The following is a 15271-nucleotide window of genomic DNA, read 5'->3' as shown; positions in this document are numbered from 1 at the left end:
TAAAAATAAATTTTGGTGGATATTGCTATCCAGTCAACTTGGGAGGGATGAGTGACAATTCGCCCATGAAAAAAAGCTAATGGGTGGTTATTCACCCATTTAAGTTAAGCCGGTAAAAGTGCGTTTACAGTGGCTTTTAGAGCTTTAAAAAGATCTTTCTTGCCACTGAAATCTAAGTCATGAGCGTCTTTTTCAGTAAAGATATTTAGAGCGCAGCCCAGTAATAGCAAGTGTTGGGGGTTATTGGGGTGTAATTTTTTCTGTTCTAATAAATTGAGCGTAAAATGAAGTAATTGAGAACGCACGGAATCGTAAGGGCGGCTGTAGTTCGCAAAAAAGATCAAATCTGACACAGTTTTGTCTGTCAAAGAGGGAATGTGTGGATTCTCCCCCATGATACAACTGGCTGCAATGGTACTGATTAAAGCAGGGGATAATTGCTGAAGTCCAAGGGGTAAACTGCTTAACCAGAGCTGGCTGAACTGCTGGCACCAGAAATGATGACGTGAGTGAGCGATTTTAGATAAGGGCCTTAGCATCATTAAAGAGTAGGCTCCGCTCGCTTGGTCTTTTGCACTGCCCAAACGTACTGCACGGAAGTTGTTTTGTTGCCAGAATGACACCACTTCAGTGGTTGCAGCAAAACTAGTACAAAGAAAATCGATCGCTTGGCTATGAGCCGCTTGGTAGATACTCTCGATAAGCTGGCTACCTAAGCCTTGTCTCTGCGCTTCGGGCGCGATAGCAATACGGCTGATCCGCCAATAGGTGTATTGTCCTGCGTCTTGTATCCCTTCGTGGGCTAATAAAGACTGTGGTACAAGATGGCCTCTTGGGCGCCGTTTGCCTTGGGCAACTTGCTCTGATAAATCTTTAGGTAAACGGCCCTCAGCTGTCACCAATGCTACGCCTAATAACTTTTTATCGTGGTAGTGAAAAAAGGTGATTACGCTTGGGTCGTCAACCAACCATCTTTTATTTTCAGGCGTTGTTTGATAGTGGGCGCTTACTAATAAAGCAAATGCTTGATCTAAAAGGTTTGGGTATTGTAACCATTGAGCACCACACAATGTGTTTGGCGTGTCTTCTAGTTCTACATTCCTTTGATACTCTTTAAACAGCAGCTGATCGAGCCAAATTTCCAATGGGTCACTTTCCCCCCACCTTAAAGGCGTACTCAATGTGTACTCGTGACAAGGGGTTTTTAAGTGTCGAAGGTGTTGGCGAAAGCGTAGACCAAAGCCCCTACCGGAGCCTTCGTAGCCAAAATCGGTACTGCTGAATATCACGCGCTTCGCTTTCTGGGCCATTTGCTCCAGCATTGGTAATGGTATGCTAGCTGCTTCATCGACGACCAATAAATCAATGGGCGTGTGTAAGCGAAGTAATTCATCTGGTGCGATGAAAGGTGCTTGTGTCTCGGACAGCTCTTGAAAGTGCTGCACTAGCGTCGCTAAGTTATGAAGACTTGATGCCGTACAAAAACATTGTTGGTCGCGTGTCTTAGCTTGATATAGCAACTCAGCTAATGCATAGGATTTCCCTCTACCTCGAGCGGCGATCAGTATATGTGTGCTAGGGGGCCGCTCTAGCACTTGGCTTATAAATTGGTGTTGATCCGAGGTTAAGTTCTTCTCGGTGAGTTGATAGGGCGATAACGTTTGAGGCCATTGCTCTGTAAAAGGAGAGTTAGGTTGGCTAAGGGCTTGCCAAAACAGCGTTTTATAAGTGCTGCTCACCTGAGTACTTTCTAAAGGCCAAGGAAGAAAACGGGCTAACTCTTGATCTTCATTTGAACACCAGTGGGGGCCGAGATAAAGAACTAGAAGGCCTCCGCCTTTTAGTGTTCCGGCTACTATTGCTAATGCCGATAGATTAAGGCCCGCAGATAAATCGAGAAAAATAGCCGAGTAATTATTGCCGAGTTGGCGTTTCAGACCATTGAAAGTAGTTTGTGTGGTACCGGCTAAGAGTACCTCTTCACAATGCGAGACGACCAGTGTGTCCGCTAGCCTTTGGGTTAACGCTGCAAAGTTATTTAAGGCATTGCCACGAGTTTGCTGGCTGATCACACAGTGGCGATGAGGCGAATGAATACTGGTCATGAATGGCCCTACTTACATAAAAAAAGAAGCCTATCTATGTAGGCTTCTTTTTATCATACCTAGGTTCTTGGGTTCAGAGAATCTAGGATTCACATGAGTACTTTAAGTTGGGTCGTTTCGCGTACTGTTGAATTAGATAACCAATAGATCCATGAACTTATGTACGGCTGTTGCTTCAAGTTGTTGCTGATCTTTACATAAAGAGTAAATGTCGTTGCAACGAGCAGAGGGGAACCGAGTTGCTAAATTGGCTCTGAATTTCTTCTCGAGCAGCGGAATGCCTTGTTCGCGGCGACGTCGATGACCAATCGGATACTCGACTGACACTTCCTCTGTTGATGTGCCATCTTTAAAGAAGACTTGGATAGCATTGGCGATAGAACGCTTATCTGCCTCCAAGTATTCACGAGTAAAGCGTTCATCCTCAGTGATTTCCATTTTTTCACGCAGTTCATCAATAATGGGGTTCTGCATATGGAAGTCGTCTTCATAGTGATCAGCGATCAGGTTACCAAAGGCGAGTGGTACGGCCGTCATGTATTGGAGACAATGGTCACGGTCAGCTGCGTTCGCTAATGGGCCGACTTTGGAAATGATTCGAATAGCGGATTCGTGGGTACGAATCACAATCTTCTCGATTTGATCTAAGCGATCTTTCACTTGCGGGTGTAAGGTGACGGCGGCTTCAGCCGCCGTTTGTGCATGGAACTCCGCAGGGAAAGAGATCTTAAACAGCACATTTTCCATAACATAGGTGCCGTAGTCCTGAGTAAACTTGAAGGTCCGATCTTCGGGTGTTTTTAACTGCTGGTCTTTATTGGTTTTAGAAAAAGACACATCGTAGAACCCCCATTGCGGCGCGGTCAGTACGCCGGGAATGCCCATTTCACCCCGCAATGACATATCGGCTAGACGGACTGCTCGAGACGTAGCATCCCCCGCCGCCCATGATTTACGTGAGCCTGCATTCGGAGCGTGACGATAGGTACGTAATGCTGAGCCATCAACCCAGGCTTGCGAAATGGCGGCCATAATTTGCTCACGGTTGCCGCCCATCATTTTTGCTACAACCGCAGAAGATGCTACACGCACTAATAAAACGTGACACAGACCGACACGGTTAAACGAGTTCTCCAAGGCAATCACGCCTTGGATTTCATGGGCCATGATCATACCCTCTAATACTTCTCGCATGGTCAATGGCGCTTCGCCGTGAGAGACGCGTACTTGAGACAAATGATCAGCGACCGCCAAAATACCACCGAGGTTATCGGAAGGATGGCCCCATTCTGCCGCGAGCCAAGTGTCGTTGTAATCGAGCCAGCGAATAATGCAACCGATGTCCCATGCTGCTTTCACTGGGTCGAGAGTGAACGACGTGCCCGGCACACGCGCACCATTCGGTACAACAGTGCCTTGCACCATAGGGCCAAGGTGTTTAGTACACTCTGGAAAACGTAGGGCTAATAGGCCGCAACCTATAGTATCCATTAGACAGTTGCGAGCTGTATCGAGGGCTTCTTGGCTTTCAATTTTGAAATTTAAAACATAATCCGCGATGTCTTGGATGACCTGATCGTATTCAGGGCGGTTATTTAAATCGACGTTTGCACTCATGGTGGTTCCTCTAATTCTTATCTAACCAGCTCATGCTGGTGTATCTGTCTATTAATCTCGGTCTGCAATATCGACCCAAGTGGCTTTTTCAGGGCCCGTGTAATCTGCGCTGGGTCGAATTATGCGATTGTTTGCGCGTTGCTCCATCACATGGGAAGCCCACCCTGTCACACGTGAACATACAAAAATTGGTGTGAATAACTTGGTTGGAATGCCCATAAATCGATACGCACTGGCATGGAAAAAATCGGCATTACAGAAGAGTTTTTTCTCGCGCCACATAACGGCTTCGCAGCGTTCAGATACCGCATATAGATGTGTGTCACCGACTTCTTCAGACAATCGCTTGGACCACTTCTTGATGATGTCGTTGCGAGGGTCACGTTCACGATAGATTGCATGACCAAAGCCCATGATTTTTTCTTTGTTGACCAATTTATCGAGGATCGCAGCTTCGGCTTCGTCGGCACTTTGCCAAGGCTCGATCATGTCCATTGCAGCTTCGTTGGCACCGCCATGAAGCGGGCCGCGTAAGCTGCCAATGCCGCCGGTAATACAGGAGTGCATATCGGAAAGCGTTGAAGCACACACTCGCGCCGTAAAAGTAGACGCATTAAACTCGTGTTCTGCATACAGAATCAGCGAGGCGTTCATCACTTTTTCATGTAATGAATTAGGTGTGTCACTGTGTAGCATCGCTAGAAAATGCCCCGCTAGGCTGTTCACAGATGGGTTAAGCGTGTCGATACGAACACCGTCGTGACTAAAGCGATACCAATACAATATGATGGCAGGAAGCGTTGCCAATAGGCGATCGGCAACGTCTTGTTGCTGACTAAAGTCGGTTTCTGTTTCAACGTTGCCTAAAAAAGAGCAACCTGTGCGCATGACATCCATTGGATGGGCGTCTTTGGGAATTAATTCCAAACACGATTTTAGGGCTTGTGGCAGCTCCCGTAAGTTCATGAGCTTAGTTTTGTAATGATCCAGTTCCGTTTGGTTTGGCAGTTTGCCATACAGGAGCAAATGCGCCACCTCTTCAAAGCAGGCTTTTTCAGCCAACTCTTCTATGTCATAGCCTCGATAAGTGAGGCCAGAGCCCGTTTGGCCAACGGTACAGAGAGCGGTTTCACCTGCACTTTGACCTCGAAGGCCAGCGCCTGATAATTCTTTAGCCATTTCTTTATCTCCATTTTTATTGTTAGCGAGATAATCAGTTAAACACCAGCTCGTATGACCCGATTCCATCGGGGACATCGCACTTTTATCACTGAGCAGAGTTAGCTCGTAGGCCCCGACTCCATCGAGGGCAAAGCGTGGTGCATGACTGATAATATGTATGTCATCAACGGTTTCTGATCCTTATTAACGCTTATTTTCAGAGAACAACGCATCGAGCTTTTGTTCGTAATCGTGGTAATTTAAGAAGTCGTATAAATCCATGCGTGTTTGCATCGTGTCGACCACATTGCGCTGGTGGCCATCATTTAACAGGTGTTGATACACATTGAGTGCGGCTTGGTTCATCGCGCGAAAGGCACTGAGTGGATACAGCACCATATCGATGCCTGCGCTGGCTAACTCTTCACGACTAAACAATGGCGTGGCGCCAAATTCAGTGATGTTAGCCAATACCGGTACTTTTACAGCATCCACAAACTCGCGGTATTGCTCAAGAGTCAGCATGGCTTCGGGGAAGATCATATCAGCCCCTGCCTCAACGCAGGCTACGGCCCGTTCAATGGCGGAATCCATGCCTTCTACGGCTAACGCATCGGTACGAGCCATGATGACGAAGCTGTCATCGTTACGCGCGTCGACACAAGCTTTGATGCGATCCACCATTTCAGCTTGGCTGACAATGGCTTTATTCGGGCGGTGGCCACAGCGCTTTTGTTGAACTTGGTCTTCAATGTGTACAGCGGCAGCCCCCGTTTTTTCCATTTGTTGCACGGAACGGGTGATGTTAAATGCACCGCCAAAGCCGGTATCAATATCGACCAGCAATGGCAATTGGCTGGCTGCAGTAATACGGCGTACGTCTTCTAATACGTCATTCAGGTCGGTCATACCAAGATCGGGCAAGCCGTATGAGGCGTTGGCAACCCCACCACCTGATAAGTAAATGGCATGGTGGCCTGTTTGTTCCGCCATCATGGCGCAGTAGGCGTTGACGGTACCAACGACTTGCAATGGTGAATGGTCTTTTATCGCTTGGCGAAAACGTGCGCCGGGTGATGCTAACGTCATACGATCCTCACTTTTATTGTTATTGGCTCGGTTGGCCAGTGTTACCCTGAGAAATGCTGTTGTGCAGCATCGCTTTTTTCAAAAGACTTGCGGCGCGACTAATGTGGCGACGCATGAGCAGTTCGGCTAAATCGCCCTCGCGGTTGGCGATGGCGTCTAGAATGGCTTTGTGTTCGCGTAATGCCTGACGTGGGTCTGGACGCGAGTCGGCCGTGTAGCGACGATACATACGAATCGTGGCATACAAATCTTGTGTTAATACACGAATCAGTTTTTTGTTTTGGCTGGCGTGAATAATACGCAGATGGAAGTCCTCGTTGCCGTTTTGGCTGGCATAGTGCTCATCTTGATTGGCGTCTAAATGCGCTTGGTGATCTTCTAGAAGCGTATAAAGTTGTTCAATTTCAGCCTCACTAATCAATTCCGCCGCCAAACGTGCAGCCATTCCCTCCATCGCTTCGCGTAGCGTAAACGTGTCTAACAGGTCGGCTATATTTAGCTCAACCACACGAGCCCCAACATTGGCTGTACGTGTGATGAGGCCAAGGGTTTCCAGTTTTACTAAGGCTTCACGTAGCGGTCCACGAGACACGCCATAGCGTTTGGCGAGTTCCGGTTCTGAAATTTTACTGCCCAGTGGAAGCACCCCATCAATGATCTCAGCGGTTAAACGCTGAGTTAAATCATCCGGTAGTGTGGCAGACTTTAGAGTTGTGACCTTGTTCACGCTCATTTCCTATTTTGTTGTCTACAATGAAACCCGTTATAGAGTGAAAATGAGTATAGATCAATATAGATTGTCGACAATTCGACTTAGGTCTTAGTCTAAAAAGAAAGGCAAATCCTACATTGTCGACAATGTAGAGGGTGTTCAGGGGCGTGTTACCAAGTGATCGATTGGTGGTTCCAGTCCATATAGCTGGCTTTTCCGTCCATTTCTAAAGTATCGAGTAAGCTCAATAATTGCGAGGCGACAAACTCAGGTGTAAACAACTTCCCCTCAGGGACAGAGCGTTGGAAGGGTTCAGAAAGCGGTGTATCCGTTGTACCTGGGTGAAAAGCTAACAGTTTAACGTTTTTGGCACGCCTTGCGAGTTCCACTGAAAACGTCTGTACCATCATATTCAGAGCGGCTTTAGAGGCACGGTAGCTGTACCAGCCTCCTAATTGATTATCACTGATGCTGCCAATGCGTGCACTAAACAAAGCCACTTTACAGGGCTCATTGCTTTTCAAATGTGGGGTTAAGTACTTTAACCAAAGCGAAGGCGTGACTGTATTCGCTTCATAGACTTTGAGCATGTTGTCTGAGGAGATTGACTCAAACTTACGTTCTGGTTGTAGTTCGTCTTGGTGCAAGATCCCTTGGCAAATAAATACTTTGCCGACAGGAGCGGATAACGAAATCTGAGAGCAGGCTTGCTCAATGCTGGCTTCGTCGTATTGAGTGTTAATGGATGTGATTTTGGGATCAGAGAAAGCTTGTCCCCGGCTGATGGCAAGAATATGTTGGCAAGTATCTTCTTTTACTAATTTAGCGATTAATGCTTGTGCGATTTTACTTCCGGCACCGACAACAATGACTGTGTGTGGCATAGAGCCTCCTTCGTATAATAATGAAGCATACGCAGAAGGCGTGTGACTTGGATGACTAGCGAGGAGGGCAATGGTCTTTGCTGCAAGGCTCGCAGCGCTTTTCACCCGTTAACCAATAAGACAGTTTGTGGCGGTGTTTGGCAAATAATAAGTAGCCTTGGTCCGCAAACCAGCGAATGACCGGCCAGCGCAACACTTTAAGCCATTTATGTTTGCCGATGGCTTGCCAGACGGCCACATTGGCATCTAAACCTGTCACGAGTTGACCGTTGTCTAAAATAGCATGCAGTAAACGATCGGCCGCATGTTCATCAATTTGCGGATAAAGGTTGTTGAAGGTGTCACTGTGAATGTCCACTAGGTTTAGGCGCTGTGCGGTATCGTAGCGCTTTAGTAATGTGATTTCTTTTACACAAAGTGGGCAGTACCCGTCGTAGAACAACGTAATCATAAGGGGTAACCTAAATTTTTGGGTAGAGCATGAGCAAATGCATAGCACACACCGCTACCGTTAGACCAAAACGCAAATTTGGGTAATAACTTTGATCCGGACGAATTTGTTTTAACCAACGTACTTCCAACCAAAAGATGCTGATGTAGCCACATAACAGTAGCAGTAAAGACATGTGCGGCTGATCAATGAGTAATCCACACCATGCGATCAACGCTACCACATTACTGGCGATGAGCAGTATTTTACATTTCGATTGAAACGGCTGTTCCAGTACTTGTCCCCAAATTGCACCGCTTAGAAAACTTAAGATAACAGCGCTGTACGCGACGAAAACAGACTGAGCAAGCAGACCATAATGGTAAAAATTGAAGTGAAAAGCTAACGTACTCGCGATAAATGGGATAAGCCCTAAAACGCCAAGCGTTTTAATAAGCGAGCTTGAATTGTTACGCATTGTTTATCCTAAAAGTAAAAGCTGCTGACAATAATTGCGTATTATCTAACAGAATAGATCTTGAGGCATTTAAAAAAGTATCTAAGAGCGAACTTTTTCGCCCCATTGAGTAGAGCGAGGGCACAGAGTACAATGGTGAACTTATTTTATCGGCTACGCCGTTGCGCGCCAGCCGCCCCTAAATTAACGAATTAAGGTGTGTTGAAAAATGCCAGCTAAAACGATGGATGAACTCGTCTCCCTTTGTAAACGTCGTGGATTTATCTTCCAAGGCAGTGAGATTTACGGAGGTATGCAAGGTGCATACGACTACGGTCCACTAGGTATTGAGCTTAAAAACAACCTTAAAGCAGCATGGTGGCGCGCTATGGTCTATGACCGTGACGATGTTGAAGGTCTAGACGCTGCCATTATTCAAAACAAATATGTGTACAAATACTCGGGTCACGAAGATACCTTTACAGATCCGATGGTAGACTGCCACGAATGTAAATCGCGCTTGCGTGCTGACCACATGAAAGACATCAAAGTATGTGACAACTGTGGTTCAACCAACGTCACTGAGCCTCGTGATTTCAACTTGATGTTTAAGACGAACGTTGGCCCGATGGTGAACGAAGAGTCTTACACGTACCTGCGTCCAGAAACGGCGCAAGGCATTTTTACAAACTTCAAAAACGTCGTTGATTCAACATCGCGCGCATTACCATTTGGTATTGCTCAGATCGGTAAATCGTTCCGTAACGAAATCACGCCACGTAACTTCATTTTCCGTGTTCGTGAATTTGAACAAATGGAACTGGAATTCTTCTGTAAACCAGGTGAAGACGAAAAATGGCATCAAACATGGGTCGATCTTCGTACTCAGTGGTGGCTTGATCAAGGTTTGGCAAAAGAGAACATCGAGTTTGAACATGTGACTGGCGATGATCTAGCGCATTACTCAAAAGCGACGGTTGATATTTTGTACAAATTCCCACATGGCTTTGAAGAGCTGGAAGGGATCGCAAACCGTACCGACTATGACCTAGGGTCGCACACTAAGGCTCAAGAAGAGTTCGGCTTGTCAGCCAAGGTTAAACCAAATGCGCACTCAACGACTAAGCTAGCAGTACGTGATTTAGAAGAAAACAAAATGGTTGTGCCATTCTGTATCGAGCCTTCAGCAGGTTTGGATCGCGGTTTGTTGGCGGTGCTAACGGAAGCGTACACCGAAGAAGAGCTTGAAAACGGCTCAAGCCGTACCGTGTTAAAACTTAAGCCGCATCTAGCTCCGATCAAAGTTGCTGTTCTACCTCTTAAGAAGAACAAACCTGAAATCGTTGAAGCCGCAAAAGGCATTAAGAACCGTCTACAGAAACTTGGCCTAGGTCGTATCCTTTATGAAAATACCGGTAACGTAGGTAAAGGCTACCGTCGTCATGACGAAGTAGGTACGCCGATCTGTATCACAGTTGACTTTGATACGATTGAACAAGAAGGCGCACCAGTGACTGTTCGCCACCGTGATACCATGGAACAAGAAGTGGTTAACACGGTCGATCTTCCAAGCTTCATCTTGAACTACTTTGTAAATCAAGACTAAGTCAAAGTCGCGCTCTTAAAAAAATCAAAAGCCGATGCAGTGTGAACTGCATCGGCTTTTTAGTTTTTGACAAACAGACAGGTTCTGTAATGTGTCTATTAGGCTAAGGTTTACTTGCCTGCATTTCCTCTAGACCACCACCATTGATGACATTGACAAAGCCCATATCATACAGCTGGCGCTTTGCGTGGCCGGCACGGCTGCCTGATCGACAATAGACAACAATTGACGTGTCGCGGTCTATTGGGTTGGCCAATTTATTCAAACTGCTAAGAGGCATATTGACCGCTTCTTCTAAGTGACCAGACTTAAACTCCTGAGCGGTGCGAACATCAATTAACATGGCACCATTATTGAGGGCTTGCCAGGCAACATCTGAGCGTTTTGACGCCGTTGCACTGAGGCTAAACACACCGATAATCAAAGCAATTAACGCTAATATAGAAAACTTTATAGGGGTATTGGTATCTAGCGACAAACGTTCCATATTTTTTCTCCGTTAGTGTTGTCGAGCAAAAAAATCCGAGATTTCTTGGTCGATAGAGACCTCACTCGGAAGAAACCAAATCAAATTAGAAATCATGTCTACGTGCCCCATTTCTGGGAAGGTTTTTGTGGTGACGCGTCCTCGTTCAAGTTTTATTTTAGTGCTTAATAAATCGATATTGCGTTGGCCTACTAACGTATCTTCCTCTCCCCACATTAGTAGCATCGGTGGCTCATTGCCATCAATAAAGGTCGTAACCGTCATTTGAGGGTAGCGTTCTGGAGGGCCAAAGATATCTTTAAGATCCTCTTCCATAGGAATAAAGTCATAAGGCCCAGACAGCCCCGCAAATGCTTTAATGTTCTGGTTTGAGTGTCCTTTGCTAGATAAGTATTGTTCGTCTGCACTGATCAGCGCGCCAATGTGCGCCCCAGCAGAGTGCCCCATCACAAATAACTTATCAGGGTTTCCTTGAAATGAGCCTATGTTGTCCATGGTCCAGACAATCGCATCCGCACCATCTTCGACAAAGCTTGGAAACTTAACTTGGGGGTATTTGCGATAGTCAGGAATCACAACAATGTAACCACGATCAACAAAAGGCTTGGCCACAAAGGGGTACATTTCTTTATGACCGTCTTGCCAGCTACCGCCGTAGAAAAACACAATGACTGGATGCCGTTGGCCTGTTTCTTGTTGTGGCGTGTAGATGTCTAACGTTTGTTCAGGCAGGTTGCCATAACTTATATTTTCATGGCGTATAACATCCCCAAAATGACTCGGTATGTTAGCTACGTTTACACCCACTTGAGTGCATCCGGAGCTGATGACGGCCGCAACAGTCGTAAAAAGGGATGAAAGTTTGATAGGATCCACCTATAGATTTTTAATAATCAATTACCATACGTAAAGTGAAATCAATCGGATCTGTTTTTACTGAAAAAAGGAAGTATTTTTAAAATAACGGGTGTGGCTTGGTCTTACCATCTTCGCTGTCATAATGCGTAGCATGACAAAGATAAGGAGTTATTCATGAATTCTGTTATGACGTTGTTAAAGTCACATCGATCCATTCGAAAGTTTACCGAGAAACCGTTAGCGGTCGGAATGCTTGAGCAGTTAGTCAGCGCAGCCCAAGGCGCATCATCAAGCAATCACGTTCAGGCCTACAGCATTATTCGAGTAACAGACCCAGAGAATCGGGCTAAGTTGATGGCCCTCTCTGGTGATCAAGCCTACATTCAACAAGCTGCTGAGTTTCTTGTATTTTGTGCCGATATGAAACGTAATACAGAAGCAGCGGCTCGCACAGGCATTGAACCGACCATGGGCATGACGGAACAATTATTGGTATCGACCATTGATACGGCCTTGGTCGCGCAAAACCTAACCATAGCCGCTGAATCAGAGGGTCTTGGCGTCGTCTATATTGGTGGAGTGCGTAATAATCCAGAAGCAATCAGCGAATTACTGCGATTGCCAGAGCATGTCTACCCAGTGTTTGGCATGTGCCTTGGCTACCCAGATCAAGATCCAGACGTTAAACCGCGCTTACCCTTGGCAACAGTGTTGAAGCAAGACTACTACGATGCACAACATGACCCAGTATTAATTGAGCAATACGATTCAGAGATGGAGCGTTACTATCAAGCACGGACGGGCGGGAACAAATCCTCCAATTGGTCGCAAAGTATGGCGCCCATGTTCTCCGGGAAACTGCGCCCACATATGCGTGATTTTCTGATCTCGCAAGGCTTTGAAATGAAGTAATGGCACTTTGAGCCTTTTCTAATAATGGCGATAGAGTGATTGGGTGCTTAGTTGCTTGATTTGTCGGAAGAATTTTACTTAATGTTCTTGGCAAGTAGATGTGGTCTGGCTATAATAGGCGCCGATTTAAGGCCCCATAGCTCAGTTGGTTAGAGCATCCGACTCATAATCGGCAGGTCCCCTGTTCAAGTCAGGGTGGGGCCACCATATAAATAAGCCCTAGCAGGTTAATGTCTGCTAGGGCTTTTTTATTGCCAGCATTTGCTGCACCTCGTTTACCTAGGTAAATGTGATCTCGTACGAAATCCTTTCGCGATTGGTAGGGCCCCGGCCACCGAGGGAAACACACTCAGACCAAGCGATCCTATGAATAATACAGAGTAACGAGTTTCGGTGCTTACCAGCTACTTTGTTGCTTCATTCCATGTCATTTAATTTGCTTGCGCTAAGTCTTGCCTCGTACCTCGCCAGCGACGCGTCAGCACAAATCAAACGCATGGAATACCGCCGCTCCAGCAGGGCCTTAGGCTAAGTAATCTATTAAAAGCGTGGAGTAATGAGCTTGCTGAGGTCTGGTGTCACACCAGAGAGTCTATAGGAATATTAGAGTGCTGGTGTTGAGCCAGCCAATTTTCAAAGTCCGAAGCAGCAAGTGGCTTTGAGAAAAAGTACCCTTGGAAGATTGTGTATCCGAGTGATTGAAGTATTTGCAGTTGCTGTTCATTTTCGACGCCCTCTGCAATCACCGCTAAACTAAGGTTATGGGCAATAGATAAAATAGATTTGCTTATTTCTGTATAAATAAATTTTGGCAAGTTCAAAACAAAAGATCGATCAAGCTTTAGTTGCGATACAGGGATTTGTGCTAGCCGATTAAAGTTGGAAAAACCAATGCCAAAATCATCCAGAGATATTTTCAGGCCAGCATTATAAAGTTCAAAAATAGTTTTCTCTGCTTGGCTATAACAGTTTATTTCTTTGCTTTCTGTTATCTCTATTGTGATATTTTTAGGATGAACCTCGTTATATTTAAGCGTTTTTAATATTTTTTCACTGAGATACACATCGTTAAAGCTGGATGCCGAAAAATTGACGGCCGTCACGGGGAGTTCGATCCCCTTGCTTTCCCAGTCCGCTAACTGCTGGCTGACATGATCCAATACCCAGAGATCCAGCTCTGCGATGAAATTATAACTTTCCGCCAAGGGGATAAATGTATCAGGGGGGATTTGCTCGCCGTCTTGTCTTATCCATCTCACTAAGGCTTCTACGCCAAACAGCGTTTCATTTTCTGCATCGTACTGAGGTTGGTAGTGAACAAAAAGCCTGCCAGCGGCCAAATCACTGACCAATTCATCCATCAGCGTTACGGAAGGGGCGGTGTTGTGGGTAGTCAGTAAGCTCTCATTAACCAACTTGATGTTGAGATACTGGTTGCCAGATATTTCAATTTCTTCTGGCAAAAAACGTAATTCAATAGGAGCGTGATTTTTAACTTTAAAGAGAAGATCAACTTGTTGGCCACTTAATTTACGGAACTCACTTGGATGAAAAATACGCTGTTCCGATTCGAGCCAAAAGCAATCCAAAGATAAGAAATAACGATTGTGTGAAGGAGAGTAAGTCGCACCCGCCATAGGATTACAAAAAACCACTGAATCATTACGGTCCAACACAATAAAGCATCGAATCGTTTCTTGTAAGGCAAGCCAATCAGCCGCAAAATCTGTTTTGTTAGTGTTGATCAAGATCCTACCCAAAAATTTACTACAAGCTGAAAATTGCACCAGAATTGCAGACTCGAACTAACGAAACAACAAAACGTCTAGGACAGTTAGTGAAGACTAATATTGCCTTAAGGGCAATTAAAGTCAAGCAATTTGCCCGCACTGCGTTGCCTCAATGGCAATAAAATGTCGAGTAATTTGCCCTATTGGTTTTGCCTAGATGGCAAAAAAATACGGATAATTCCGCTATGAATATTGGCTATGTTATAAAAACCCTTCGAAAACAACGTAAGATGACGCAAGAGCAGATTGCACTGGAGGCAGAAATTGCCACCAGCAATGTTTCGCGCATTGAAAAGGGCTTAAGACAACCCTCTCAAAAGGTGTTGCAGAAAATATCAAAAGCCTTAGATATCACACCCTCAGTGCTTTACGCCGCATCTGAGCTGCCTATTGCAAGCATCCCAAGTTTCTTAGAAAACCATAAAAGCGCGGCATTGCAAGAACATAGCCACCCGATTGATCTTAATGCAGACACCAGCGCCTTATTAAAGCTTTTTCACGAACTCTCCCCGAGTAACAAAAGCTTATTGCTTGAGCAATTGAAAACCCTCCACCGTTGGCAAATTTCCACTGATGTGGACGTCGACAACCACACCTCTATACATCGTTTTAATTAAGCGCTCGCCAAGGTAGAACCCAGTCCCACAGTGCGTGGGAATAATACGTAGGAATCCTTTCGCGATTTGTAGCGCCTCGATCTTCGAGGGAAACACTCTCAGGCCAAATGATCCTATTTAAAACACAAAGCAATGAGTTTCAGTGCTTACCAACCGCTTTGTTGCTTCATTCCATGTCATTTAATTTGCTTGCGCCATGTCTTGCCTCGTACCTCGCCAGCGACGCGTCAGCACAAATTAAACGCATGGAATACCGCTAACCAGCTTTTGTACGAGCGAAATCCTTTCGCGATTTGTAGAACCTCGGTCTCCGAGGGAAACAGTCTCAGATCAAATGGTCTTATTAAAAACTAAGAATAACGAGTTTCGGTGCTTACCAACCGCTTTGTTGCTTCATTCCATGTCATTTAATTTGCTTGCGCCATGTCTCGCCTCGTCAGCTTTTGTACGAGCGAAATCTTTTCGCGATTTGTAGGAAATGAGATGGACCCGCCCTCCTAACTATGTGCCATGCTTAATGTGCAAACCAAGCAAACCGGCATTTAA

14 protein-coding genes and 1 tRNA gene are annotated in these 15271 nt (G+C 45.7%); 4 read left to right on the top strand and 11 right to left on the bottom strand.

Annotated elements, in window-relative coordinates; all coding sequences use genetic code 11:
• Positions 1-104 precede the first annotated feature (104 nt).
• The 8 genes from AYW76_RS14180 to AYW76_RS14145 all read right to left on the bottom strand — a co-directional run bounded on the left by AYW76_RS14180 (position 105) and on the right by AYW76_RS14145 (position 8476).
• Positions 105-2105, bottom strand: coding sequence for a GNAT family N-acetyltransferase (locus AYW76_RS14180; protein WP_067221482.1), 2001 nt, complete (start codon positions 2103-2105; stop codon positions 105-107).
• Positions 2106-2237: 132 nt separating this feature from the next.
• Complete coding sequence (gene prpD, locus AYW76_RS14175) at positions 2238-3722, bottom strand: 2-methylcitrate dehydratase (RefSeq protein ID WP_067221474.1); 1485 nt, start codon at positions 3720-3722, stop codon at positions 2238-2240.
• Between the two features lie 51 nt (positions 3723-3773).
• Positions 3774-4901 (bottom strand): bifunctional 2-methylcitrate synthase/citrate synthase, encoded by a 1128-nt coding sequence (gene prpC, locus AYW76_RS14170; protein WP_067221471.1) that lies wholly within the window; start codon positions 4899-4901, stop codon positions 3774-3776.
• A 186-nt stretch (positions 4902-5087) separates the two neighbouring features.
• A complete protein-coding gene (prpB, locus tag AYW76_RS14165; RefSeq protein ID WP_067221469.1) occupies positions 5088-5972 on the bottom strand; it encodes a methylisocitrate lyase in 885 nt (294 codons plus the stop codon).
• A 19-nt stretch (positions 5973-5991) separates the two neighbouring features.
• Positions 5992-6699 (bottom strand): GntR family transcriptional regulator, encoded by a 708-nt coding sequence (locus AYW76_RS14160; protein WP_197467832.1) that lies wholly within the window; start codon positions 6697-6699, stop codon positions 5992-5994.
• Between the two features lie 155 nt (positions 6700-6854).
• Positions 6855-7568, bottom strand: a complete 714-nt coding sequence (locus tag AYW76_RS14155; RefSeq protein WP_067221465.1) for an SDR family NAD(P)-dependent oxidoreductase — start codon at positions 7566-7568, stop codon at positions 6855-6857.
• A gap of 55 nt (positions 7569-7623) precedes the next feature.
• On the bottom strand, positions 7624-8019 hold the full coding sequence (locus AYW76_RS14150; RefSeq protein ID WP_067221461.1) for a thiol-disulfide oxidoreductase DCC family protein: 396 nt from the start codon (positions 8017-8019) through the stop codon (positions 7624-7626).
• 10 nt (positions 8020-8029) lie between these two features.
• Positions 8030-8476, bottom strand: a complete 447-nt coding sequence (locus tag AYW76_RS14145) for a DUF3429 domain-containing protein (RefSeq protein ID WP_067221458.1) — start codon at positions 8474-8476, stop codon at positions 8030-8032.
• A 208-nt stretch (positions 8477-8684) separates the two neighbouring features.
• Between AYW76_RS14145 and AYW76_RS14140 the strand changes: the two genes are divergently transcribed.
• Positions 8685-10061, top strand: coding sequence for a glycine--tRNA ligase (locus AYW76_RS14140; protein ID WP_067221456.1), 1377 nt, complete (start codon positions 8685-8687; stop codon positions 10059-10061).
• A 103-nt stretch (positions 10062-10164) separates the two neighbouring features.
• Here AYW76_RS14140 and AYW76_RS14135 read toward each other — a convergent pair whose 3' ends face one another.
• Together AYW76_RS14135 and AYW76_RS14130 are read right to left on the bottom strand one after the other, a co-directional pair.
• The gene (locus tag AYW76_RS14135; protein WP_067221453.1) at positions 10165-10548 is read right to left on the bottom strand and encodes a rhodanese-like domain-containing protein; all 384 of its coding nucleotides are present in this window, start codon (positions 10546-10548) and stop codon (positions 10165-10167) included.
• Between the two features lie 12 nt (positions 10549-10560).
• Positions 10561-11355 carry an alpha/beta hydrolase gene (locus AYW76_RS14130; RefSeq protein WP_231872620.1) on the bottom strand — a complete coding sequence of 265 codons (795 nt, stop codon included), beginning with the start codon at positions 11353-11355 and terminating at the stop codon, positions 10561-10563.
• A gap of 225 nt (positions 11356-11580) precedes the next feature.
• Here AYW76_RS14130 and nfsA point away from each other — a divergent pair, with 225 nt between their 5' ends.
• Complete coding sequence (nfsA, locus tag AYW76_RS14125) at positions 11581-12318, top strand: oxygen-insensitive NADPH nitroreductase (RefSeq protein ID WP_067221449.1); 738 nt, start codon at positions 11581-11583, stop codon at positions 12316-12318.
• A 130-nt stretch (positions 12319-12448) separates the two neighbouring features.
• A tRNA-Ile gene (locus AYW76_RS14120) sits at positions 12449-12525 on the top strand.
• A 371-nt stretch (positions 12526-12896) separates the two neighbouring features.
• On the opposite strand, the gene AYW76_RS14115 is transcribed toward AYW76_RS14120, so the two are convergent.
• Positions 12897-14066 (bottom strand): EAL domain-containing protein, encoded by a 1170-nt coding sequence (locus AYW76_RS14115; RefSeq protein WP_067221447.1) that lies wholly within the window; start codon positions 14064-14066, stop codon positions 12897-12899.
• Between the two features lie 227 nt (positions 14067-14293).
• Between AYW76_RS14115 and AYW76_RS14110 the strand changes: the two genes are divergently transcribed.
• Complete coding sequence (locus AYW76_RS14110; protein ID WP_067221445.1) at positions 14294-14725, top strand: helix-turn-helix domain-containing protein; 432 nt, start codon at positions 14294-14296, stop codon at positions 14723-14725.
• Positions 14726-15271 lie beyond the last annotated feature (546 nt).

The organism is Marinomonas gallaica (assembly GCF_001639745.1).
Lineage (GTDB): Bacteria > Pseudomonadota > Gammaproteobacteria > Pseudomonadales > Marinomonadaceae > Marinomonas > Marinomonas gallaica.
The sequence above is the reverse complement of the archived record's forward strand: the minus strand, read 5'-3'. Positions and strand labels throughout refer to the sequence as shown.

Bases quoted from the DNA above. Each gene is read 5' to 3' on its own strand.
- AYW76_RS14180 (WP_067221482.1), bottom strand. From the start codon at position 2,105: ATGACCAGTATTCATTCGCCTCATCGCCACTGTGTGATCAGCCAGCAA.
- prpD (WP_067221474.1), bottom strand. From the start codon at position 3,722: ATGAGTGCAAACGTCGATTTAAATAACCGCCCTGAATACGATCAGGTC.
- prpC (WP_067221471.1), bottom strand. From the start codon at position 4,901: ATGGCTAAAGAATTATCAGGCGCTGGCCTTCGAGGTCAAAGTGCAGGT.
- prpB (WP_067221469.1), bottom strand. From the start codon at position 5,972: ATGACGTTAGCATCACCCGGCGCACGTTTTCGCCAAGCGATAAAAGAC.
- AYW76_RS14155 (WP_067221465.1), bottom strand. From the start codon at position 7,568: ATGCCACACACAGTCATTGTTGTCGGTGCCGGAAGTAAAATCGCACAA.
- AYW76_RS14150 (WP_067221461.1), bottom strand. From the start codon at position 8,019: ATGATTACGTTGTTCTACGACGGGTACTGCCCACTTTGTGTAAAAGAA.
- AYW76_RS14145 (WP_067221458.1), bottom strand. From the start codon at position 8,476: ATGCGTAACAATTCAAGCTCGCTTATTAAAACGCTTGGCGTTTTAGGG.
- AYW76_RS14140 (WP_067221456.1), top strand. From the start codon at position 8,685: ATGCCAGCTAAAACGATGGATGAACTCGTCTCCCTTTGTAAACGTCGT.
- AYW76_RS14135 (WP_067221453.1), bottom strand. From the start codon at position 10,548: ATGGAACGTTTGTCGCTAGATACCAATACCCCTATAAAGTTTTCTATA.
- nfsA (WP_067221449.1), top strand. From the start codon at position 11,581: ATGAATTCTGTTATGACGTTGTTAAAGTCACATCGATCCATTCGAAAG.
- AYW76_RS14110 (WP_067221445.1), top strand. From the start codon at position 14,294: ATGAATATTGGCTATGTTATAAAAACCCTTCGAAAACAACGTAAGATG.